Here is a 22,306-nt window from a genome sequence, read left to right as displayed (position 1 = left end):
GATGAATGTTGCCCGAGAGACAGGTCGGCGGCACCGCCCGGTGCTACTTTACGTCCCTCTCGGGATCGGGCGGGCGCGCCCTCGCCGGGCGAGCAAACCCCTTGAAATAGAAAGCATTTGCCGCGGGTATGGAAGCGAACGCTGGAGTGCAGGGTGACTTCTCTGCGTGGGTGCAGGCCACCTCCGATGCTTCCGAGCTCGAGCTCGGAATCCCTGGTTTCGGTTACGCCGACCTCTTCGACCCTGCGAAGCTCGCCGAGCTGACGGAGCGCTTCGAGGAGTATTTCCATGCGTCGGACGAGGGCGCCTTCGCGCGCTTCGACGCGTACCGGTCCGCCCTGCGCGCGGAGCCGGCGGGGGCCTCCGGCGCCGGGGGCGGCGACGCGGTCCGGACCGCGCTCACCCCGGAGCAGGTCTCCGAGGCGCTGCTCGCGGCGGCGCCGTACGTCGGCCGCTTCGTGGCCACGCTCTTCCGCGTCGAGCGGGAGACCCAGGCGCAGATCGACGCGACCCTCGAGCGCGGCGTGCTCTGGGACTTCAAGCGCGAGTTCTCGAAGAAGCGGCTGTTCAAGCCGAACCCGGGGAAGGCGTGGCAGGGCACGCACGTCGAGGCGGCGCACGCGGCGCGGCGGTCGCTCGTGGCCATGGGCGCGCCGGCGAGCGCGCTCGACAGCGGCTCCGCCGCCGAGGAGCTCGCGATCGCGCGCGCGGTGCTCGCGCTGATCGAGGTCGACGAGATCGCGCGCAAGGCCGCCAAGGCCGGCGGCGCGAAGTGGACGGACGAGCTCCGCGCGCGGGCGTCGAAGGCGCGCGCGGCGCTGCGGGAGGACCCGGCGCTCGCGGAGCGCGTGGCGCAGGCGGTCTCGGTCGCGGGCGCGGAGCCGACGGAGGCCGAGGACGCGGCGGTCGTCTCGTTCGCGCTCGACGCCGTCGAGGCGTGGCTCGCGACGCGCCGCGCGGACGAGCACGATCCGGCGCGGCGCTGGCCGACGCTCAAGGCGCCGCGCACGCTCGACTACCAGGCGCTCGTCCAGCTGCACAAGAAGGGCGCGGGCGACGGCCCGGGCTCGGCCGAGCTCCTCGTCGGACCGGAGCACGAGCGGAGGGATCGCGACGGCTTCGCGCTGACCGACCGGCGGGCGGGGCCCCGCGAGGTCGAGAGCCAGGTCGACTACTGCCTCCTCTGCCACGATCGCGACAAGGACTCGTGCTCGAAGGGCCTGCGCGACAACAAGACCGGCGCGATCAAGTCGAACCCGCTCGGCGTCGAGCTCCACGGCTGCCCGCTCGAAGAGAAGATCAGCGAGATGCACACGATGCGCGGGCGGGGCGAGTCGATCGCCGCGCTCGCGCTCGTCTGTATCGACAACCCGATGTGCCCCGGCACCGGGCACCGCATCTGCAACGACTGCATGAAGGCGTGCGTCTTCCAGAAGCAGGATCCGGTGGACATCCCGCAGATCGAGACCGCGGCGCTCACGGACGTGCTGTCGCTCCCGTGGGGCCTCGAGATCTACGGGCTGCTCACGCGGTGGAACCCGCTCGACGCGCTGCGGCCGCACGCGCTCCCGTACAACGGCAAGAACGTGCTCGTCGTGGGCCTCGGCCCGGCCGGCTACACCCTGTCGCACCACCTCACCCGGCAGGGCTTCGCGTGCGTGTCGATCGACGGGCTGAAGATCGAGCCGCTGCCGGTCGAGCTCACGGGCGACGAGACGCGCCCGCCGCGGCCGGTCAGGGATTTCAAGCGGCTCTACACCGAGCTCGACGAGCGCGTCCTCCTCGGCTTCGGCGGGGTGAGCGAGTACGGGATCACGGTGCGGTGGGACAAGAACTTCCTCACCGTCCTCTACGTCACGCTCGCCCGGCAGCGCCTGCTCCGGATCCACGGCGGCGTGCGGTTCGGCGGCACGATCGATCTCGACGACGCCTTCCGGCTCGGGTTCCACCACGTCGCGATCGCGGCGGGCGCGGGGCGGCCGACGATCATCCCGCTCAAGAACAACCTCGCGCGCGGCATCCGCAAGGCCTCGGACTTCCTGATGGCGCTGCAGCTGGCCGGCGCCTACAAGCGCTCGGCGCTCGCGAACCTGCAGGTGCGGCTGCCCGCGGTGGTGATCGGCGGCGGCCTCACGGCGATCGACACCGCGACGGAGCTCGCGGCCTACTACATCGTGCAGGCCGAGAAGACCGCCGACCGGCTCGACGCGCTCGTCGCGGAGCGCGGCGAGGCCTCGGTCCTCGCGATGTTCGACGAGGAGGAGCGGGAGTTCCTTGTCGAGCAGCGGCGCCACGCCGAGGAGATCCGCGACGAGCGCGCCCGCGCCGCGCGCGAGGGGCGGCCGCCGCGGTTCCAGGGGCTGATCGACGCGTGGGGCGGCGTCTCGCTGGTCTACCGGAAGCGGCTCATCGACTCGCCGGCCTACCGGCTGAACCACGAGGAGGTCGCCAAGTCGCTCGAGGAGGGCATCCGTTACGTCGAGAACCTCGCCCCGATCGAGGCGGTGCTCGACGAGCGCGGGTGCGTGTCCTCGCTCGTGTTCGATCGCCAGGAGGTCGTGGACGGCAAGTGGCGGAGCGCGGGGCAGGCGGTCTCGATCCCTGCCCGCACCGTGTGCGTGGCGGCCGGGACGAGCCCCAACGTCACCTACGAGAAGGAGCGCCCGGGCTCGTTCGTGTTCGACAAGTGGCGGCAGTTCTTCCAGCCGCACCGCGCGTACGTCGACGAGGGCGGCGCGCTCAAGGTCGAGCCGGCCAAGCCGAGGGAGGGCTTCTTCACGAGCTACAACGACGGCGAGCACGCGGTGAGCTTCTACGGCGACAACCACCCGCACTACGCGGGGAGCGTCGTGAAGGCGATGGCGAGCGCGAAGGACGCGTACCCGTCCGTCGTCGCGCTGTTCCGGCGCGACATCGCGCGGCTCGGCGAGGAGCCGCAGGCGGCGCGCGACGCGCGGCGGCGCGACCTGTTCGCCCGCCTCGATCACGATCTCGTCGCGGTGGTCGAGCGCGTCGAGCGGCTGACCCCGACGATCGTCGAGGTGGTCGTGCGCGCGCCCGCGGCGGCGCGCAAGTTCGAGCCCGGGCAGTTCTACCGGCTGCAGAACTACGAGGTGAGCTCGCCGGTGGTCCGCGGCACGCGGCTCGCGATGGAGGGGCTCGCGCTCACGGGCGCGTGGGTCGACAAGGAGAAGGGGCTGCTCTCGCTCATCGCGCTCGAGATGGGCGCCTCATCCCGGCTGCTCGCCGCGCTGCGCCCGGGCGAGGAGGTCGTCGTGATGGGGCCGACCGGGACGCCGACGGACATCCCCGAGGGGGAGACGGTGCTGCTCGCCGGCGGCGGGCTCGGCAACGCCGTGCTGTTCTCGATCGCGAAGGCGCTGAAGGCGCGCGGCGACCGCGTGATCTACTTCGCCGGCTACCGGCGGGGCGAGGATCTCTTCAAGCAGGACGACATCGAGGTGGCGACCGATCAGGTCGTCTGGTGCACGGACAGCGGCGCGGAGATCGCCCCGCGGCGCGCGATGGACCGTCATTTCCGCGGCAACATCGTCCAGGCGATGCGTGCCTACGCGGAGCGCCAGCTCGGCGGCGAGCTGGCGAGCCTCTCGGAGGTCCGGCGCATCATCGCGATCGGCTCGGACAAGATGATGAACGCCGTGCGCGAGGCGCGGCACGGCGTGCTGGCGCCGCACCTGGATCCGACGCACGTCGGCATCGCGAGCATCAACTCGCCGATGCAGTGCATGATGAAGGAGGTCTGCGCGCAGTGCCTCCAGCGCCACGTGGATCCGGAGACGGGCAAGGAGACGGTGGTCTTCTCGTGCTTCAACCAGGACCAGCTCATCGACCACGTCGACTTCAAGAACCTCGCCGCGAGGCTCCGGGCCAACACGGTGCAGGAGAAGCTGTCGAACGCCTGGCTCGATCACCTCCTGGCCGAGCGCCCTGCGCTCCGGCACGTGTGACGTGGCCCGGGCGCCCCGGCGATCCGGGGCGCCCCCTGAGCTGCGGCTCGCGATCAGTCGCCTGTGGGCAGCTTGATCTTCGGCTCCTTGGGGTGGCGCCGGTAGAGCAGGATCGTCCGGCCGAGGGTCTGCGCCACCTCGGCGCGGAGCCGCTCGGAGAGCGAGCCGGCGACCTCGCCCTGATCGTCCGGGCACTCGGTGCCCAGGCGTACCTTCACGAGCTCGTGCCGCTCCAGGGCGGCGTCGACGGCCGCGACGACCCCGTCGGTCAGCCCGGCCTTGCCGAGCTGCACGATCGGGTCGAGGTGATGCGCCAGCGCCCGGAGATGGCGGCGCTGTTTTCCTGTGAGATCCAAAGCGTTCGGCCTTTCTTGAGTCGCTCGCGCGAGGCGGGCCCTTCACCGGACCGACCTCTCCTCGCGGGCGCGCGCCGGGTCCATACCGGCCTCCGGGCCAAGGGAAAAGGGCGCGCCGCGCGGACTCCGCGCACAGCCTGTCCGGATCGGACCGCAACCCCAGAGGGACAAGGTGGGTGTCTGGGAGTTAATGTATGTAAATGCGCATGAATACGCACAAACTGATGATGAATTCCGGCGTTGTGCGAGCGGGCGGGATCTCCAGGCGGCCCCGGGCCGCTCTGGGTTTTGCTTGACGTGACCGCGCAACAGGCATCCCCTGGATGTATCGGCCGGCGTGTCGACGGGGTCTCGAACGCTCGGATCGACAGCGATATGGGCTCATCGAGCGAGCGAGATGCGTCATCGGGGCAGGACGTCGAGCTCCCTCGGCTGGACGAGGTAGCCTGTCCGCTCGAGCTCACGGTCCACGATGAAGTGAGCCCTTGCCCGTACCTCCCCGACGCCGAGGCACGGATGCCGCTCCGCGTGCCCATCCGTCCGCTCACGCGCGAGGAGTTCGACCGGAGGCTTGTCGCGGGCAACCGCCGCCACGGCAAGCTGCTCTACCGCACCCAGTGCCCCTCGTGCCGCGCGTGCGAGCCGATCCGGATCGTCGTGCGCGACTTCGTCCCCGGCCGCACGCAGCGCCGGGTGCTCCGCCGCGGCGAGGAGGTGGTCGACGTCGAGATCGGCCCGCCCGTCACCACGCGGGAGAGGGTCGCGCTGTACAACCTGCACAAGCACGGCAGGGGGCTCATGCGCGACGACGTCCCGCTCGGCGCCGCGGGTTACGAGGCGTTCCTCGTGGACAGCTGCTGCGAGACGTTCGAGATGCGCTACCGCGTCGGCGGTCGCCTCGTCGGGGTCGCCATCGTCGATCGCGGGCTGGAGTCGCTGTCGGCGGTCTACTCGTTCTACGATCCCGAGCTCGAGCCGTTGAGCCCCGGTGTCTTCTCGATCCTGAAGCAGCTCGAGCTGTGCCGCACCTGGGGCCTGCGGTACCTGTACCTCGGCCTCTACGTCGAGAGGTGCTCGCAGCTTGTCTACAAGTCCCAGTACCTGCCGCACGAGCGGCTCATCGACGGCCGCTGGCGGCGCTTCGACCGGCCGGCGCCCGCGGCGCCCTGACGTCCCTGACGTGAGCGCGCGGCTGGGCCGGGCGGCGCCTCGACCAGCTCGTGCCCGCGGCGCCCTGGCGGGAGCGCGCGGCTGGACTTCGGGGGCGCCCCGTTTCAAGAACGCGCCCATGTGCAATCGCGCGCTCGCGTTCGCCTCCTGCGCTGTGCTCTCCGCCCTGCTCGCCCTCGCGTGCGGCGAGACAAGGCCGATCGTCGACCGCGGCGACGCCGCGGGCGGCGCCGGGGGCGCAGGCTCGTCGGCGAGCGGCGAGGGCGGGGCCGGCGGGGGGCCATCCGGTGACGGCGGCCAGGCGGGCGGCGGTGGTACCGGCGGCGGCGCGGCGGGCGGCGGCGAGGCTGGCGGCGACGGGGCGGCGTAGGTAGAGGCCGGGGCCGCGCCGCCCGCGGCCCGGTTGTGTCCCCGCACCGCCGGGCCTAGACCGCTCGCGTGCATCCGATCGCAGAGAAGGTCCTCGCCCGCGACACGCGCGCGACGGCGCGGGCCTGCCGGCTCGCCGACGATCGCGCCGGCGACCATGCCGCGATCCTGAAGGATCTCTTCCCCCACACCGGCCGCGCCTGGGTCCTCGGCGTGACCGGCAACCCTGGGGCAGGCAAGAGCACGCTCACCGACCGGCTGATCAGCGTGTTCCGGAAGCAGGATCGCCGGGTCGCCGTGGTGGCGATCGATCCCACGAGCCCGTTCACCGGCGGCGCCATCCTCGGCGATCGCATCCGCATGCAGGCGCATTTCGGCGATCCCGACGTGTTCATCCGGTCGCTGGCGACGCGGGGCGCGCTCGGCGGGCTGTCGCGCTCGGCGGTGGACATCGCGCGGGTGCTCGACGCGTGGGGCGCCGACGTCGTGCTGGTCGAGACCGTCGGGGTAGGGCAGGACGAGCTCGAGATCACGCGCATGGCGCACACCACCCTGGTCGTGGTCGCGCCGGGGATGGGCGACGAGGTGCAGGCGATCAAGGCGGGCATCCTGGAGTGCGCTGACGTCTTCGCCGTGAACAAGGCCGATCGGGACGGCGCCGACGCCGCGGTGCGCGATCTGGAGCTCATGATCGCGCTCGGCGGCGAGGTGGCGAGCGCGTCGGGGCGGGCGCGCGGGCACAGCGCCGCGGCGCACCCTGCCCGCGCGGTCGCGGCAGCTCCGGGCGGCTCGCCGACCGAGGGGCCGTGGGAGCCCGCGATCGCGCGGACCGTGGCCACGCGGAACGAGGGCGTGGCGGCGCTCGTGGACAGGCTGGAGGGGCACCGGGCGTGGCTGTTCGGGACCGAGGCGGGCGCCGCGCGCCGGGAAGAGCGCCTGCGTGAGGCGATGCACGTGCAGCTCCGCGACGCGCTCACCGACGCTGCGGTCGCCGTGCTCGGCCCCGCGCTCGACGCGGCGGTGCATGCCGTCGCGCGGCGCGAGATCGACCCCTACACGGCGTCGGAGCGGCTCGTCGCGGCGTTCCGCAGCACCGGAGCTTTCACGCCCGGCGGCGCCGTCGCGGTGGGCGACGGGCCCTGAGCCGGCGGCGAGCGCACAGGGCCACCGGTGCCGGCGACGGCGCTCCTGCGGCCTCCGCAGCAGGCCGTCCGACCGCGCCTGGTTCCATGCGTCAGAAATCCCGCCAGGGGTTGCTGACGCGTGGAGCTAGTCCACGCACCGTTTCAGCGCGTCGTTCTCGTTCTTGCAGGACGTATCCCACTTATAGTCGCGGCAAATCCCGGTATCGTCCTCGCACGCGACGAGCTCGTCGTAGCGGTCGACGCAGTCGTGGCGGTCTGCGTCTTCGTACCGGATATCGTAGCGATCGAGGCAATCGCCGTACTCGCGGTCGTTGCATCCCTCGCAATCGCACTTGTAGTCGCAGAGATCGCCTTCCACGCGGCCGCATGCGGCGGTGAAGAGGCAGGCGAGGGCGAGGGTCAGGTGCGAGGCCTTCATGTGCCCAGCTTACCCCGCGTCTCCAGCGTCAGGGCAATAAACAGCTGACAGCGGATGCGTCGAGCCACGATGAGCGATGAACGATGAGCGAGCAGCGGCGATTGATGAGCGTTGAGCGACGACCGACGATCCGCGCTGCTGCGCTCCCATCTTCCATCTGTGCGCTCGACATCCGGCGTGCGCGGCGTGGATGGCGCTCACGCCTGCGCGGCGCCGCGGCGTGGTGAGCGCGGCGCCTTGCGCCCCACATTCTCGGCGCGGAACGCGCTCTGGCACGCGTCGTTGATCCCGCAGCCTCCGCACGCCGGCTTCCTCGCGAAGCAGATCCGGCGGCCGTGGAAGATCAGCGTGTGGGACAGCATATCCCAGTCGCGCTGCGGGAAGAGCGCCGCGAGATCGCGCTCGATCGGCTCGGGCTTGTCGCTCTTCGTCCACCCGAGCCGCTGCGACAGGCGCTGCACGTGGGTATCGACCACGACGCCCTCCGGCGCCCCGAAGGCAACGCCGAGCACCACGTTCGCGGTCTTCCGTCCGACGCCGGGCAGCTTCACGAGCTCCGCCAGCGTCCTCGGCACCTCGCCGCCGTGCTGCTCGACGAGGCCCCGCGCGAGCCCCACGACGTTCCTGGCCTTCTGGTTGAACATGCCCATCCCGAGCCGCCGGAGGAGCGCGGCCACCTCGGCGGGATCGGCGCCGGCGAGCGCGCGGGCGTCGGGATAGGCGCCGAACAGGTGGGGCGTCACCTTGTTGACCAGCACGTCCGTCGTCTGCGCGCTGAGCACCGTCGCGACGAGCAGCTCGAACGAGGACCTGTGATCCAGCTCGCAGTGGGCGTCCGGGTGCAACGCGCGCAGCCGCGCAAATATGGCCTGAGGCGGGGCGCCCGGCCGCGCACGCGCCGGCGCGGGCCGATCCGCGACGGCGACCGCGGCCGCCTTCCGGGGCTTCGGCGCGCGGATCGCCGCCGCGGGCGTGTCCCCGGGAGCGGCCTTGTGGGGCCGTTTCACGGGGGCAGCGCCGCGCTTCCCCTGATTCCGGGCTGCGGGATGGACGGCGGCGGCCCCGGGCGGGCGGCGCGCGCCCCGTCCGACCGGGGCGGGGCTCCCCCCGAGGCCGCGCTCCGCTGTCTCAGCTGACGAAGGCGCGTTTCCGCGTCTCATGCTCATCGAGGAGCTTCTCGACGCTCGCGAGCGCGTTCTCCACTGACTCCTGCACCATCTGCAGCACCGTCGTCGCCGAGCCCTTCAGCGCCTCGTAGTAGCGCTGCCGCTCGGTCGAGTGGATGATCGACGGGGGCAGACCGGTGCGGAGCAGCAGCATGTTCATGAACAGCCTCGCGACCTTGCCGCTGTCGTTCGGGAACGGATAGACCCGCAGCAGATCGTAGTGCGCGCGCGCCGCGATCCGGATGCCGTTCCGCGTCTTCCGTGTCTCGGGGTCGTTCAGCCAGTCGATGATCTGCCGCACCTTGTAGGCGATCTTGTCCGGCGGAGCGTACTCGTGGAAGTAGAGCCGGTGCTGGGGGATGTCCTTGCGGTATTTCACCGTCTTGAGATCCCCCTCCTCGGGGTGGAGGATCAGGTACAGCTTCCTCATGCAGTCGAGCGTGACCGGCGCCCGCTTGTTCGTGCCCTGCTCGCGCACGTAGACGATGGCCTCCTTGTGGCGGCGGATGTCATCGTATGTCGGCTGAAGGCTCGAGTCCGTCACGAGCGGCGCCGGGCCGTTGAGGGCCGCGCGCAGCTCATCGAACGTGTAGACCACGCCCTCGAGCGCGCTGTCGTGGTAAATCCACGACATATCGAGGCTGTCGATGTAGCGCCGCCGGAACTCCTCCGTTTGCGCGTTCAGCCGCTGCTCGATGATGGCGCTGCGCTCCTCGATGGTGGCTCGCCGAGGAGGGGGCAGCATCGGCAGGGGCAGCGTGACCACCCGCGGGGGCTCCCGGAGCGGAACGCGGCCCGGACGGCGCTCGATCAACGCCTTCCCCTTGACCACGCCCGGCCGCCCGCTCTTCTTTTCGGCGGCGGGCCTGTCGCTCGCGCGTTGCGGCCTGTCGCTCGCGCGCTGCGGCCGATCGCTCGCGCGCTGCGGCTTGTCGCTCGCGCGCTGCGGCCTGTCGCTCGCGCGCTGCGGCCTGTCGCTCGCGCGCTGCGGCTTGTCGCTCGTCCGGCGCGGGTGCTCGGTCTCGACCGGCGCGGCCTGCTCCACGTCGGCCTTGAGCTTCAGCCTCTCCTTGAGCTTCGGCTTGTCGTCGGGCCTCAGCTTCTTGCGGAGCTTCGTCGGCTCCGCCGCCGGTGCTGCCAGCACCCGCTCGGAGCGCGCCGCGATCTTCCTCCGGGCGAGCCTCGGCTTCGTGGCCTTGACCCGCGCGAGCCTCGGCTTCGTGGCCTTGACCCGCGCGAGCCTCGGCTTCGTGGCCTTGACCCGCGCGAGCTTCGGCTTCTTCGTGGCCTTGACCCGCGCGAGCTTCGGCTTCGCGGCCTTCGCGCGCCGTGTCCGGCCGGCGACGGCCCTGGTCTTCGCGGTTCTGGCCTTCGCCGCCCTGGTCTTCGCCGCCCTCGGCTTCGCGACCCTGGCCCGCGTCGCCTTGGCCTTCGGAGCCTTGGCCCTCGCCGTCTTCGCCCGCGTCGCCTTGGCCTTCGTCGCCCGCGCCTTGACCTTCGTCGCCCGCGCCTTCGCCCTGGCCTTGGTGGTCCTGAGCTTGGCGGCGGCGCGCGTCGGCTTCGTCGCCTTCGTCTTCTTCTTCTTGGCGGCTGTCTTCCTCGCCTTGGACGCGCTGGCTCGCTTCGCAGCAACGCGCGTCGTTTTCTTTGCCTTCGCGGCCGCCGATTTCTTCCTGGCGCCCGTCCGGGTGGCCCGTGCCGGTGTGCGCGTTGCCTTGCGCCGCGCCGGGGCCGCCGACTTGCGGGCGGTCGCCCGTTTTGTCGTCACCTTCCGGCGCTTTGCCGCCTTCACGGCAGCGGTGCGTCGCGCAGCAGGACGAGAGGACGCGGCCTTCCGCTTCGGCTTGCGCGCGGCCGAACGGGCGGCGGGCTTCGCCTTCCGCGTTCGCGCCGTCGAGGCAGCTCGCCTCGAGCTCACCGCGCTCGCCTTGGTCGCTCTCTTCCGGTCTTTTTTCGAAGTTTTTCGGGTCTTCTTTGCCGCCATGGGCGTGCTTTCACACAATCGCTCAGGCTGCCCGCTGCCACGCTGCGGCGAGCTAACATACGATCCAAAGGGCCTAATGCCGGCCCGCAGCCTAGCAATTTGGGGATTTATCCGTCAACCAGTCCGGTGCAGAAGTGGACAGGAAGCGACATCCTCGATCTGGATCAACGGCGATCCATCCTGCCCGCGCGCCTGCCGGACAGCGCCCGCGGCGGGCGCGGGCGGCGCCGCCGTGCGGCCGAGCGAGAGCCTGCCACGGCTCCGCGCCCGGACCTCAGCTGTCGACGTTTCAGCTGTCGACGTTGATGCCTAGCCGCTGCCGGACGGCGAAATACTCCTCGCTGACCGCGTAGAGCATGAGCTCCTTGAGCCGCTCTTTCTGGGGCACAGCGGCGCTCGCGTCATCGGCCGCCTTGATCATCTCCTGCGCCAGCTCCAGGTCGTTGGCCAGGAGGAACCCGGCGCGGTCGGCCGTGAGGTCGATGCCGGACACCCAGCGCTTCAGGTCGATGGCGCCGCCCTGGAGGAGCTTGGTCACGATGCTCGCCAGCTGATCGCGCGCCGGCCCCACGATGGTGGGCTCCAGGACCGACAGGTTGTCCCTCACCGGCCCCTCGAGCTCCTTCGTGATCGGGAACGTGGGCGAGATCATCTTGATCGCCGCGAACAGCCAGGCGCGCAGGCCGGTGCCCGTCGGCACCAGGTGGCGGAGGTACATGCCCGGCCGGTAGTAGGTGAGGTGGCGGGCGGCGATGAACGAGGCGGCCTGGGTCGGCAGATCCATCTGGAGCGCCGCGGCGCCGAGCACGATCGCCGGCACGTGCGCGTGAAGGAACGAGACGCCGCCGCCGTCGTTCGGGTTCTGGAACGTGAGCGGCGGCGAAAGGCCGAGGGCGCCCGACGCGTAGTACAGCGTCTGCGACATCGGGTAGGGGTGGCGCGCGAGATCGATCTGGTAGGCGAGCTGGTAGCCGAGCTCCTCCAGCGGCTGCCCGTTCTTCCTCAGCACGGCCGGCTCGATGACGCCGAAGATGGCGGTCAGGAGCGGATCCGCGTCGGGGTGGATGAGCGCGGTCGCCCACGCGTCGTCGTCGAGCGGCTGCTGCGCGGCCGCGGCCGTGTCCGGGCGCAGCCGCCGGAAGAAGCGCTCCTCGTCCGGCTCGGCCGCGTTCAGGCAGCAGAGCGCCTGGCAGAGGCAGAAGGCGGCGTCGGCCCGCTTCGTCTCGGTGTACAGCTTCCGCAGCAGCCGGTACGCGTCCGGCTTGTAGGGGGTGCGCCGCAGGATCGGGAGCTGCGCGGCCACCGCCTTGTCCAGGTGCTCCGCCGGGTTGCTCGCGTAGAGGTTCGCCAGGAGCTCGTTCCGCTCCTCGCTGTCCGGATCGAGCGTCTGCGCCGCCTCGTAGGCGTCGATCGCCTCGCTCATCCAGCCGAGCTTGTCCTTGTAGAGGGCGCCCAGGCGGTCGAACATCTCGAGCATCTTCGCCGTGTCGTTCTCCTCGGTGGCCAGGTCGAGCTCGACCTTGAGCAGGCGCTCCACCTCCTCGTGGTCCCCCTTCTCGGCGCGGAGCTCGATCGCCTCGGCGAGCGCCCGCGTGAGGGACGGATCGAGCTCCAGCACCTCGTCGTAGAACCGGGCAGCCCGGTCGAGATCGCCGAGCTGCCGCGCGCTCACGATCGCCGCGGTGTGCAGGTACTTCGCCTTCTGCCGGCTGTCGTCGATCTTGGCGGCGAGCTTGAGGACGATGTCGATGAGCTTCGACCAGTCCTTCTCCTCGCTGTAGAGCTGCATCAGCTTGGTGAGGATCTTCCGGTCGTCGGGGCGCTCGTCGAGCGCGGCCACGTAGCTCTTCGCCGCGCGCGTCCGGTCGTGGAGGTGCGTCGCGAGCAGGTCGCCGATCTCGAGCAGGAGCGCGCTCCGCTCCTCGCCGATCACCACGTCGAGCCGCCGGTGCTTCAGGCGCACGACCTCTTCCCAGTCCTCCTTCGCCTCGAAGACCCGGGAGAGCAGGGCGAGCGGGGCAGGGGACTCCGGGACGAGATCGGCGGCCTCGTTCAGCGGGACCACCGCGCCGTCCGGGTCGCCGGCGGCGAGCCTCGCCTCGCCGAGCCGGAGGAGCGCCTCGGCCCGCTCCCGCTCCGGCAGGCCGGCGCCGAAGCGCTCCACGAGGCGCTCGTAGAGCTCCGCGGCCTCCTTGGCCTTGCCCGCGTCGAGGTTGACCTTCGCGGCGCGCGAGAGCGCCGCCGGGTCGTCCGGCGCGAGCGCGAGCAGCGCCTGCACCGTGCCGATCGCCTTGCCGCTCGATCCGCTCTTGCTGAGCGCGTCGACGTAGCGGAGGAGCAGCTTGAGCCCCTGCTCCCTCGGCAGGGCGTCGACCCGGCCCGAGAGGAGCTCGTAGTGCCTCCCCGCCTCGAGGAACCGGCCGGCCTCGAACGCGAGATCGCCCGAGATCATCAGCCCCATCACGCTCGTCGGATCGAGGTCGACCGCCCTCGTGGCCGCCTCGGCGGCGCGCGCGTCGTCCTTCAGGCGCTCGCGCAGCAGGAGGGCCATCTCGCCGTGGAGGCGGGCCTTGGCGAGGTTGCCCTCGGCGACCTCGGCCTCGCGCGCGATGAGCTCGACGGCGCTCGTCGCGTCGCCCCGGGCCAGGTAGGCCGCGCGCAGCGCCGAGGACGCGCCCGCGTTCTGCGGCTGCGCGTCGAGGGCCATCTTGTACCGCTCGATCGCCCCGTCGCGATCGCCCTTCTCCTCGAGCATCTTCGCCGCGCGGATCCAGAGATCGCCCCGGCTCTCCGCGGTCTTGGCCGACGCCGCGAGCGACTCGATCGCGCTCAGCGCCGCCGCGGCGTCGCCTGTCGCGGCCCGCACGTGCGCCAGCGACTCGAGCGCCCCGGCGTGGTGCGGGTCGATCGCGAGCACCCGCTCGTAGGCCTTGCTGGCGCGCTCGGGCGAGCCGATCTGCTCGAGCAGCACGCGCCCCATCGCGAGCAGGAGCTCCTCCCGGCGCCTGTCGTCGGGCACGATGGCGAGGTGCCGCTCGTAGAGGGCGACCACGTCCTCCCACCGCTCGAGGGCGCGGTAGTGCCGCCCCAGCGCGGCGAGCGAGCCCTCGTGCGCGCCGTCGATCCCGAGGATCGCCTCGAGGGCCTCGGCCGCCCTCGCGTGGTCGAGGAACTCCTCGTCGTGGATGCCGGCGATCCGCTCGTGGAGGTTGATCCTCTGGCGCGGCGTCGCGCTGACGTCGATCTGCCGCTCCAGGTTCCGGAGCAGCTCCTTGAAGCGCCCGGCGCGGCTGTAGATGCGATCGAGCCCGCGCAGGGCGGTCAGGCTGGTCGGATCGAGCTCGAGCGCCGCCTCGTAGCGGCGCGTCGCCTCGTTCAGGTCGCCGAGCCGGTCCTCGTAGAGCTCGGCGAGCTTGCACACCGTGTCGACGCGCTCCTCGCCCCGCTGCGCCTCCGCGCGCCGCTCGAGGATCTTGGCGTAGCCGGCGTGGTCCTCGATGCGCCGGTAGATCCTGAGCAGCGCGTCGCACGCCTTCGTGTGGCCGGGGTCCTCGGTGAAGATCTGCTCGTAGAGGTCGCGCGCGCGGCCCGCGTCGCTCAGCTTCGACTCGAGGAGCTCGGCCGCCGCGGCGCGGAGATCGCGCGCCTCGCCGGGGGTCGCGGCGCGATCGGCCCGCGAGAGCAGCACCTGGACGAGCTCCTGCCACTGCTGGGCGCGGCGGTAGACCTGCGCCAGCCCCTCCAGCGCCTTCTCGTTCGCCGGGTCGAGCCCGAGCACGAACTGGAAGCACGGGATCCCGAGGTCCGCCCGCGCGAGCTTCTCCGCGTACCAGGGCCCGAGCCGGTTGAAGAGCGCGATCTTCGGCTCGGCGGCCATCGTCTCCTCGGTGCTCGCCTGGCTCAGGATCTGGAGCGCCTCGGACCAGATCTTCATGTCGTTGCCGGCCGCGCGCTCCAGGTCGACGGCGTACGCGTCCTGCTCGGGGTCCTGGACGAGCGCCTGGGCGAAGGCGAACACCCCCTGGTCCTTGTCGTCGAGCTCCCGCACGTAGAGGTGCCCGATCTCGTTCAGCGCCCTGGCGCGCTCGCCCGCGCTCTCGGCGCGCTCGCTCCGCTGGAGGAGCATCTCCACGAGCTCCTCGTGCTTGCCCTGCGCCTTGCGGAGCTCCTCGAGCGCGCTGAAGGCGATGTCGTCGCCCGGATCGAGCTCGAGGAGGCGCAGGTAGACGGCCTCCGCCTTGTCGTGGAGCCTCCCCTTCTCGTAGATCCGGGCCGCGCGGTAGTGCAGGAGCCTCTTCGCCGCCGCCGGGTCGCCGCCCTCGCCCGCGCTCGCGTCGACCTGATCGGAGGCCATCACGAGCGCCTCGGCGACCCGCCCCGGGTCTGCCCCCCGAGCGACGGTCGCCTCGACGGCGAGCGCGAGGTCGGCGTCGGTCGGGCTCGCGACAAGCCGGTCGACGAGATCGTTCAGCTGCGCGTCGTCGATCGCCGCCCCCTGCTGCTGCGGCGCGCCGAGCGACTCGACCGCGTCGAGCGTCGCGCGCGCGCTCCGCGGCCGGGCGTCCTGCGGCTTCGCGAGCAGGCGCCCCGCGAGCTCGTCGATTTCCTTGCCCACCCACCCGCGCGGCGCGACCGCGCTCGGCGCGGGCGGCGGCTCGGTGAGGTGCGCGACGGCGATGTCGACCGCGGCCGCGCCCGGGAACACGGGCTTGCCCGTGAGGAGCTCGAAGAGCAGCGCGCCGAAGGCGTAGAGGTCGCTCGCAGGGCCGACGCCCTCGCCGCGCAGCCGCTCGGGGCTGGCCGTCCTGACGAGCTCCGGGCTGGACCATCCGGCGCCGAGCCGGTCGCCGCCCGCGTCGATGAGGACGGGGAGCGGTTGCCCCTCGTCGTCGCGGGCGACGAGCACGTTCTCGAGCTTGAGCGCGCCGTGGACGAGGCGCTGCTCGTGGAGCGCGGCGAGCCCGTCCAGGATCCCGCGGAGCAGCGGCTTGGCCTCGTTGATGTGGAGCGGCCCCGAGCGCGCGAGGCGCGCCGAGAGCGGGAGCCCGTCGACGTGCGCGTACGCGACGAACGCCCGGCCGTCCACGAGCCCGGCATCGACGTCGCTCGCCAGGCTCTCGTGGTGCACCTGTGCGACAAGGCGGACGTGGGTCAGGAACCGGCGCACCGCCCGGCCGTCCCGGGTCACCTCGCGCCGGAGCACCTTGAGCGTCCGCGGCTCGGTCCCCCGCGTCGCCGCGTAGATCAGCCCTCGCGGTCCCTCGCCGATTTTTCTCGTGATGATGTAGTCGCCGAACGAGTCGCCGGGCGCGATCTCCTCGGGCAGGCTGAGCCCCTGGGCGCCGAGGGCGCGGACGCGCGCGTCGACCTCGGCGCGTGAGGCGATGACGGCGTCGATCAACGCCTCGATGGCATCGACCTCGACGCAATGGTCCGTGAGCGCGCGCGCGAAGGAGGCCTTGGAGGCGTTGCCGCCGATCTCGGCCGGGCTGAAGCCGAGGAGGTCGGACGACAGGGCCATCAGTTCATCTAGCGAGAAGAGGCGCTCGAGCTCGCCTCGGACGATATCAATGGACATAGGTCTCCTCGGGCCGAGCCCTCGTGGCGGCCTGCGCGCGCAGCGGACCTGCCGTACGGCCGGGCGTGCGTCATGCTAGCGAAGCTCGCGGCTCCACGCGACCTCCGACGATCGCCGGTTCTGGCGGCGTCCCGGCGGCGCGCGGCCATGGCGGTGCTCGATGAGGGCGCGGTCTCCGCGCCGCGCGTCCGCCCCGCGCGGCCGGCCCGCGCGCGGTTGCGCTCACCCCGTTTGCCGAGCTGAAATCTGATGGAAGTTAAGGCGGATTACCAGGAACCGTGGAGGAAAGTTGACAGGATCGCGTGTGGTGTGCGACCGGATGTCTGTGCGTCGAATAGCGCAGTTCCTGGAGCGGACCCTGCCCATCGCGGTGCTCATCGTCGCCGTCGTGGGCGCTCCGATCATGATCTTCTCGCCTCAGGGGCTGCCGCGCCTGCGGGAGCTCGAGAGAGAGCTCGCTGACGTCGAGGAGGAGAACGCCGAGCTCGGGCGGCAAATCGAGGCGCTCCGCGGCAAGGTGGCGCGCCTGCGCGACGACCCGACCGCCGTGGAGAGGATCGCGCGCGACAACCTGGGTCTCGTGCGGCAGAGCGAGGTGGTCTTTCAGTTCTCCCGCTGAGGACTCGGGGTCTTCTGGTTCTGTCCAGGCCTGGTGTCGTATCGGACACCAGGGCTCCTCCGCGGGAGCGCCCGGCGTGATCGCGTGAGCTCGCCCGGCGGTCGCGCCCGCGTCGCCGCGCGCCTGCGTCGCGGAGCGCGCGCCCCGGCTTCCGCCCGCCGGGCCTCGCGGTGCTCCCTGGCGAGGTGCGCTCTGCCCGCCGGCGCCGCCCGCGTCTCCTTATAGGGAGATCCTGCGCGCCGCTCGCGCGAAGGCCACGGCATCCGTCGTGGCCGCGTGCGGGGCGCTGCACGCTGGCAGCGCCCTTTCTGGTATCGTGCGGCGAGTGTCGCTAGACCTGGGCCGCCTCCTCATCTCTGCCGGCGCCGTCTCCAAGGCTGAGGTCGAAGCCGCCCTCTTCGTGGCGGTCTTGCGGGGCATCTCGTTCCCCCGCGCCCTCATCGACCGCGCCGCCATCACCGAGCACGCCCTGGAGGGGGAGCTCGAGCGCCGCGGTGGCCTCGCGCTCCGGCAGGTCGTCGGCGCCCGCGACCTCGTCGCTCGCCTGCCGCGCGCCATGTGCCGCCGCCTCGGCGCCGTCCCGATCCGCCTCGATCCCGGCGCCGGCACCGTCGATGTCGCGGCCGCCGATCCGCTCGACCGCCACATCGCCGACGAGCTCACTTTCCACCTCGGCGCGCCGGTGCGCATCTTCCGCGCGCCGATCACGGCGATCGAGGAGGCCATCCGCGCCCTGGAGCTCGACGAGCGCGAGCAGGCCCCCGTCCGCTTGCGCCGCGCGACCCCGGCGTTTCCGCACGGCGCGCCCCAGTCGACCATCCCGCCGCCGCCGTCGCACGAGGTGCCCATCCCGCTCATCCGGCGCGCCTCGGTGCCCTCCTTCGACGAGCCGAGCCTCCACGAGCCGCCGAGCGGCAAATCAGGTCGCCGTGGTCCAGCCCACAACGGCCATGCCCGGCTCGCCGGCGCGCCTTCGCCGGAAGAGCCGATCCTGCCGCTCCGCCACGCCAAGGCGGCGGCCGACGCGCGCGGCCCTCTGGACGCCGAGCGCGGCGCGGGCCCGACCCGGCGTCGTGCCACGCTGCGTGCGCCGGCGGATGCGGAGCCGCCCGCGGTCTCGTTCCCGCCGCCTCCGCCCGTGGAGATCTCTCCTCCTTTCAAGCTGCTCGCCTCGATCCTGCCGCCGAGCTCGCCGGTACCGGACCGCGGTGCGGACAGCGGCGGGCGGGAGCCGGCCCCCTCGACGCGGCGCCTCGGCCGGCTGCCGCTCGACGTGGCCTCCGGCCTCGCGCCGCCCTCGCGCCGGAGCGCCGCCTCCGCGCCGGTCCCGTCGTCTCGCCGCGGCGGGGGTCGTCCCGAGAGCGCCGCGGCGTCGAGCAGGCGCTCCGGTCGGCTCCCGGTGCTGCCCCCCGCGCCCGAGCCGGAGCTCATCGACCCCCTCGACGACGATCCGCCGCCGCAGCCGTTCGTCGATCTGAGCGACGTCATCGACGCGCTCTACCTGGCGCGCACGCGCGACGACGTCATCCGGCTCGCGCTGCGGGGGATGCGCCTGTTCGCGGTGCGCGTCGCGATCTTCGCCGCGCATCGCGGGATCTTTCGGGGGTTCGCCTGCAACGTGGAGTTCGGCGACCAGGAGGCGCTGCGGAAGCTCACCCTCCCGATGGATCAGCCGAGCGTCCTCGCCACGGCCGTGGCGACCCACCTCTATGTCGGGCCGATCCCCGGCACGCCCACCCACGCGCCGCTGCTCGACGTCATGGAGAACCCGAGCCTCGACGTCGCCGCGGTCGCCGTCCAGGTGGTCGGCCGGCCCGCGATGATCCTTGTCGCCGACCGGATCCTCGACACCGCGAGCGGGTCGCGCCGCATGATCGAGCTCGCGCGCGCCGTCGGCGAGGCGTTCAGCCGGATCCTGTCCGCGCGCGGGTGAGCGCCCGCCGTCGCGCGGCGCGCGCGACCGCCGCGCTCGCGCCGGAGCCGCGCTCGACCTCGAGCCGCGCCGACGCCGTGCGCCGGGCACGCGGCGGTGCGGCGCAGGAGATCGCGTCCATGCACGCCGACGGCATCGCGCGCGTTGACGCCGCCGCGCTCGCCCCAGGCGATGCTGCCCTCGCGCAGGTCTCGTTCCTCTTCCTGCAGCGACCCTCTCCAACGATCGCGGCGGCCCGTCCTTCAGCGAGCGCGCCGGCCTCTCTTTCCGCGACAGCGATCGCATCGTCGAGGAGATCGCGAAGCTCGATCTGCGCTGCGCTGCGCGCGATCCGGGTCGAGGAGATCGCGAGGCTCGAGCCGCGCTGCGCTGCGCGCGATCCGGGTCGAGCACCGGGGAGCGACCGCTATCTGAACGCGGGTCATCTCTGCGGGCGCTGCGCTCCGGCGTGCTGCATCGCCGTTGCAGCTGCTGCGCGATCTCGCTGATCGCGCGGCGCGCCCGCGGCTGCCGCTGCGCCTGCAGCTGCCTCCGCACGCGTCGCGCCGCGCCGCGCGCGGCGCGGCAGGCGCCGCGTTGCATGCGTGCGCGCCGCGCCTTTCATCTACGCAACAAAAGCAGGAAAATCCCGATGCTTATCGAGGTGCAAGTGCGCGTTGCCTGAACTCAAGAGGTGTGATTTTCCAGTGTGTCGGTACATGACGATCTGGGTCTGTTGCGTGTGACGAGAATTTTCTTGTGACAAGAGAACCAAATACACTCCTTTCGAAATTTTTTACAATCCGGAACCCTTTTTCTGAACGGCGGTCAGATTTGGCTATCCGACTGAGGGTCAAATCGGGTTATGGCATTTGGGTCTCATCGAGTTCGTCTGGACAGCGTGATTCGCCTCCCCGAAAGGAGCTTCAAATGCATCCTGCAAAGCCGCACGAGAGCAATGTGGTCGCCCGTAAGCTCGCATTGGTGATCGCTGGTTTGACCGCTGCTGTGGTCGGTTGCTCGGCCGACGTCGGCGACGGTAGCACCGAGGCAGTCGGCACCAATCAGCTGGGATTTGACCACTTCGAGCGGACCGTCTTCCGCGAGGCTGACACAGGCATCTACATTGTTAACGGGGACACGCCGGTCGTAGATATCAAGCATCTGCGCGAGTTCTGGGAGACGCATGTGCGCGATGGTGCGCTGATCGTCAACCAGTCAGGCGGCAGCGACATGGTCTGGACGACGGAGCAGCGGCGCAACCTCACCTACTGCGTGAGCACGAGATTCGGGAGCAACTACGAGTCCGTCGTGGCCTCGATGACGGAGGCCGTCGAGGCGTGGGAGGCGGTCGCGGATGTCGACTTCATCCACGTGGAGTCTGCCGACTCGAGCTGCACGTCGAGCACCAGCAGCGTCCTGTTCGACGTGAACCCCGTGAACACGGGCGGTCAGTACCTGGCGCGCGCCTTCTTCCCCGGCCAGTCGAGGGGGTCGCGGAACGTCCTGATCGACAGGTCCGCTTACAACAGCACCCAGCCCGACCTCACGGGCATTCTCCGCCACGAGCTGGGTCACACCCTCGCCTTCCGCCACGAACACACCCGTCCTGAGGCCGGCACCTGCTTCGAGGACAACAACTGGCGCGCCCTCACCAACTACGACGGTGCGTCCGTCATGCACTATCCCCAGTGCAACGGCTCCGGCGACAGGACGCTCAACCTCACGGAGAAGGACATCAACGGCGTTCAAGCGCTCTACGGCGCTCCCGGCGGCGGTGGCGGTGGCGGCGGCGGCGGCGGTGGCGGTGGCGGCGGCGGCGGCGGCGGCGGCGGCGGCGGCGGCGGCGGCGCGCCGGCCACCGAGAACTTCAGCGGCCGTGTCGCCCGCGGGGCGTTCGACGCGGTAGGGCCCGCCGAGGGGATCGAGGTGGTGCCCGGGACGACCCTCACCGTCGTCATGACCGGGACCGGAGACCCCGATCTCTTCGTGAAATTCGGCGCTGCGCCGACGGCGCGATCGTTCGATTGCCGGCCGTACCTCAGCGACGCCAACGAGACCTGCACGCTCGAGGTGCCGGAAGGCGAGACGAGGGCCTTCATCAAGGTGCACGGCTACACGGCGTCGACCTACGACATCGAGGTGCGCTACTCCGCGCCGGGGGCGCCGGAAGGCGGCGGCACCGCGACGTCCACGAGCTTCGAGGGCAGCGTCGCGCGGCGCGAGACGGCTCCCCACGGGCCGATCGCGGTCGTCCCGGGCACGACCTTCCGGGCCGTGATGAGCGGCTCCGGGGATCCCGATCTCTACGTGCGGTTCGGCGAGCAGCCCACGCTGAGCGCCTATGACTGCCGTCCTTACCTCGACGGCGCGGACGAGACGTGCGAGCTGACGGTCCCGGAAGGTCAGTCGGAGGCCTTCCTCCTCGTGCAGGGATACACGGAGAGCACGTACACGGTGAACGTCGACTACACGACCCCGTGACGTAACGGCGGAGAGGACCCGGGAGCTCGAGGAGCTTCATCTCCCGGACGGACACCGAGGACAGCGAACGCCTGTCCTCGGTGTCCTCCGCGATCGCGGCGCAGGGCCGTCACCGGACCGCCCGCGGGTGGGCTCAGCCGGAGCGCCAGGGAGCGGCGGCGCCGTTCCCCCCCTCCTCACAGGCCGTCGCCGCCGCGGCGGCGCCGAGCGGGAGGGAGGTGATGAACTCGTCATCTGCCGACAGCGCCGCGTCGCCCAGCACCACGAACGTGTCATGGCCGTCCTCGACGACCAGCTGGTCGCTCAGGATGGCGTGGCTCTCGGCGGTGACCTCGTCGAACATGCGGACGCTCGGCGCCGCGCGCGCCGCTCGCCGCGCGACCCACGCCGCGACCGGCGTCACGAACGCGCTCACCGGCGCATAGATGATGGCCTCTCCGATCGGGAGCCGGACGAAGCCGGACGCGCGGCCGGCGCGGCGAAGCAGCGCCGCGCCGTGCTGCGGATCGAGGATCATTCGCTTCACCACGCCCGCGGCGTCGCTGAGGGAGACGTCGGCATAGACGAGACGACCCGAGGGATCGAGCTCGGCGTACTCGCGGAGGACGCCGCCGGCCGAAAGCGCGCCGCCCGCCGCAGAACCCTGGCCAAAATCGGCGCGTGACATCCGGGTCTCGCTCGAGAGGGTCTCCGACCCATCCGGCCGGATCGACCGCTCGACCCGGCTCTGCGCGCCGGCGCCACCGAAGAACGTGTAGACCTTCCTCTCGGCCTTCCCGACCGATTCCCCCGGGAGGCAGGCGGCTGCCCCTCGAGCGACCCGATCCCCGGCCAAGCTTGTCGCGCTGTCGCCACATCCCACGAGCACGCTGCCCGTGAGCGCGACCGCGAACAACAGTGAGGTGCGTGTGCTCATACCCACTCTTCGCCGTAGCCTCCTGGTTATTTCATGCTCGCTCCGTTTTTCGCGGCTCCCGGTTCGGGGCGGGCGGAGCGCACGCCGCCGGGACGGGCGCGGCTCGGCGCGCGGCGAAAGCGCGCAGCTCGATGCGCGGGAAAAGCGCGCGGGGCCGGGGGCGGGAAAAGCGCGCAGCTCGATGCGCGGGAAGAGCGCGCCGAGAAAGCGCGGCGAGCGCG

At 71.7% G+C, this 22,306-nt stretch carries 14 protein-coding genes; 8 read left to right on the top strand and 6 right to left on the bottom strand.

The window, feature by feature from the left end:
• The first annotated feature begins 128 nt into the window (after positions 1 to 128).
• Positions 129 to 3,968: an FAD-dependent oxidoreductase gene (locus tag WME75_RS20585; protein WP_437493392.1), complete on the top strand. Its 3,840-nt coding sequence runs from the start codon at positions 129 to 131 to the stop codon at positions 3,966 to 3,968.
• A gap of 53 nt (positions 3,969 to 4,021) precedes the next feature.
• On the opposite strand, the gene yhbY is transcribed toward WME75_RS20585, so the two are convergent.
• Positions 4,022 to 4,324: a ribosome assembly RNA-binding protein YhbY gene (gene yhbY / locus WME75_RS20580; RefSeq protein WP_437493389.1), complete on the bottom strand. Its 303-nt coding sequence runs from the start codon at positions 4,322 to 4,324 to the stop codon at positions 4,022 to 4,024.
• 375 nt (positions 4,325 to 4,699) lie between these two features.
• Here yhbY and WME75_RS20575 point away from each other — a divergent pair, with 375 nt between their 5' ends.
• The 3 genes from WME75_RS20575 (at position 4,700) to meaB (ending at position 7,006) form a co-directional block, all read left to right on the top strand.
• Entirely contained in the window at positions 4,700 to 5,494 is a 795-nt protein-coding gene (locus WME75_RS20575) for an arginyltransferase (protein ID WP_437493386.1), read from the top strand.
• Between the two features lie 118 nt (positions 5,495 to 5,612).
• Positions 5,613 to 5,864: a hypothetical protein gene (locus tag WME75_RS20570; RefSeq protein ID WP_437493383.1), complete on the top strand. Its 252-nt coding sequence runs from the start codon at positions 5,613 to 5,615 to the stop codon at positions 5,862 to 5,864.
• Positions 5,865 to 5,932: 68 nt separating this feature from the next.
• A complete protein-coding gene (gene meaB / locus WME75_RS20565) occupies positions 5,933 to 7,006 on the top strand; it encodes a methylmalonyl Co-A mutase-associated GTPase MeaB (RefSeq protein WP_437493381.1) in 1,074 nt (357 codons plus the stop codon).
• A 126-nt stretch (positions 7,007 to 7,132) separates the two neighbouring features.
• On the opposite strand, the gene WME75_RS20560 is transcribed toward meaB, so the two are convergent.
• The 3 genes from WME75_RS20560 to WME75_RS20550 all read right to left on the bottom strand — a co-directional run bounded on the left by WME75_RS20560 (position 7,133) and on the right by WME75_RS20550 (position 9,736).
• Entirely contained in the window at positions 7,133 to 7,426 is a 294-nt protein-coding gene (locus WME75_RS20560; protein ID WP_437493378.1) for a hypothetical protein, read from the bottom strand.
• Positions 7,427 to 7,623: 197 nt separating this feature from the next.
• Complete coding sequence (nth, locus tag WME75_RS20555) at positions 7,624 to 8,433, bottom strand: endonuclease III (RefSeq protein ID WP_437493376.1); 810 nt, start codon at positions 8,431 to 8,433, stop codon at positions 7,624 to 7,626.
• 121 nt (positions 8,434 to 8,554) lie between these two features.
• Complete coding sequence (locus tag WME75_RS20550; protein ID WP_437493373.1) at positions 8,555 to 9,736, bottom strand: Fic family protein; 1,182 nt, start codon at positions 9,734 to 9,736, stop codon at positions 8,555 to 8,557.
• Here WME75_RS20550 and WME75_RS20545 point away from each other — a divergent pair.
• Entirely contained in the window at positions 9,696 to 10,889 is a 1,194-nt protein-coding gene (locus WME75_RS20545) for a hypothetical protein (protein WP_437493370.1), read from the top strand. The two genes, WME75_RS20550 and WME75_RS20545, sit on opposite strands and share 41 nt — an antisense overlap.
• On the opposite strand, the gene WME75_RS20540 is transcribed toward WME75_RS20545, so the two are convergent.
• Positions 10,866 to 16,154: a protein kinase domain-containing protein gene (locus WME75_RS20540; protein WP_437493367.1), complete on the bottom strand. Its 5,289-nt coding sequence runs from the start codon at positions 16,152 to 16,154 to the stop codon at positions 10,866 to 10,868. The genes WME75_RS20545 and WME75_RS20540 overlap by 24 nt on opposite strands.
• Positions 16,155 to 16,473: 319 nt before the next feature.
• Here WME75_RS20540 and WME75_RS20535 point away from each other — a divergent pair, with 319 nt between their 5' ends.
• The 3 genes from WME75_RS20535 (at position 16,474) to WME75_RS20525 (ending at position 21,169) form a co-directional block, all read left to right on the top strand.
• Positions 16,474 to 16,773: an FtsB family cell division protein gene (locus WME75_RS20535; RefSeq protein WP_437300928.1), complete on the top strand. Its 300-nt coding sequence runs from the start codon at positions 16,474 to 16,476 to the stop codon at positions 16,771 to 16,773.
• A gap of 325 nt (positions 16,774 to 17,098) precedes the next feature.
• Positions 17,099 to 18,706, top strand: a complete 1,608-nt coding sequence (locus tag WME75_RS20530) for a hypothetical protein (protein WP_437493364.1) — start codon at positions 17,099 to 17,101, stop codon at positions 18,704 to 18,706.
• A 909-nt stretch (positions 18,707 to 19,615) separates the two neighbouring features.
• Positions 19,616 to 21,169 (top strand): pre-peptidase C-terminal domain-containing protein, encoded by a 1,554-nt coding sequence (locus tag WME75_RS20525; RefSeq protein WP_437493361.1) that lies wholly within the window; start codon positions 19,616 to 19,618, stop codon positions 21,167 to 21,169.
• Between the two features lie 133 nt (positions 21,170 to 21,302).
• Here the strand turns inward: WME75_RS20525 and WME75_RS20520 are convergent, their stop codons facing one another.
• Positions 21,303 to 22,085 carry a hypothetical protein gene (locus WME75_RS20520; RefSeq protein WP_437493359.1) on the bottom strand — a complete coding sequence of 261 codons (783 nt, stop codon included), beginning with the start codon at positions 22,083 to 22,085 and terminating at the stop codon, positions 21,303 to 21,305.
• Between the last annotated feature and the right edge of the window lie 221 nt (positions 22,086 to 22,306).

The sequence above is a fragment of the Sorangium sp. So ce1014 genome, from assembly GCF_051521505.1.
GTDB lineage: Bacteria > Myxococcota_A > Polyangia > Polyangiales > Polyangiaceae > Sorangium.
This window is presented reverse-complemented; position numbering and strand designations above follow the sequence as displayed.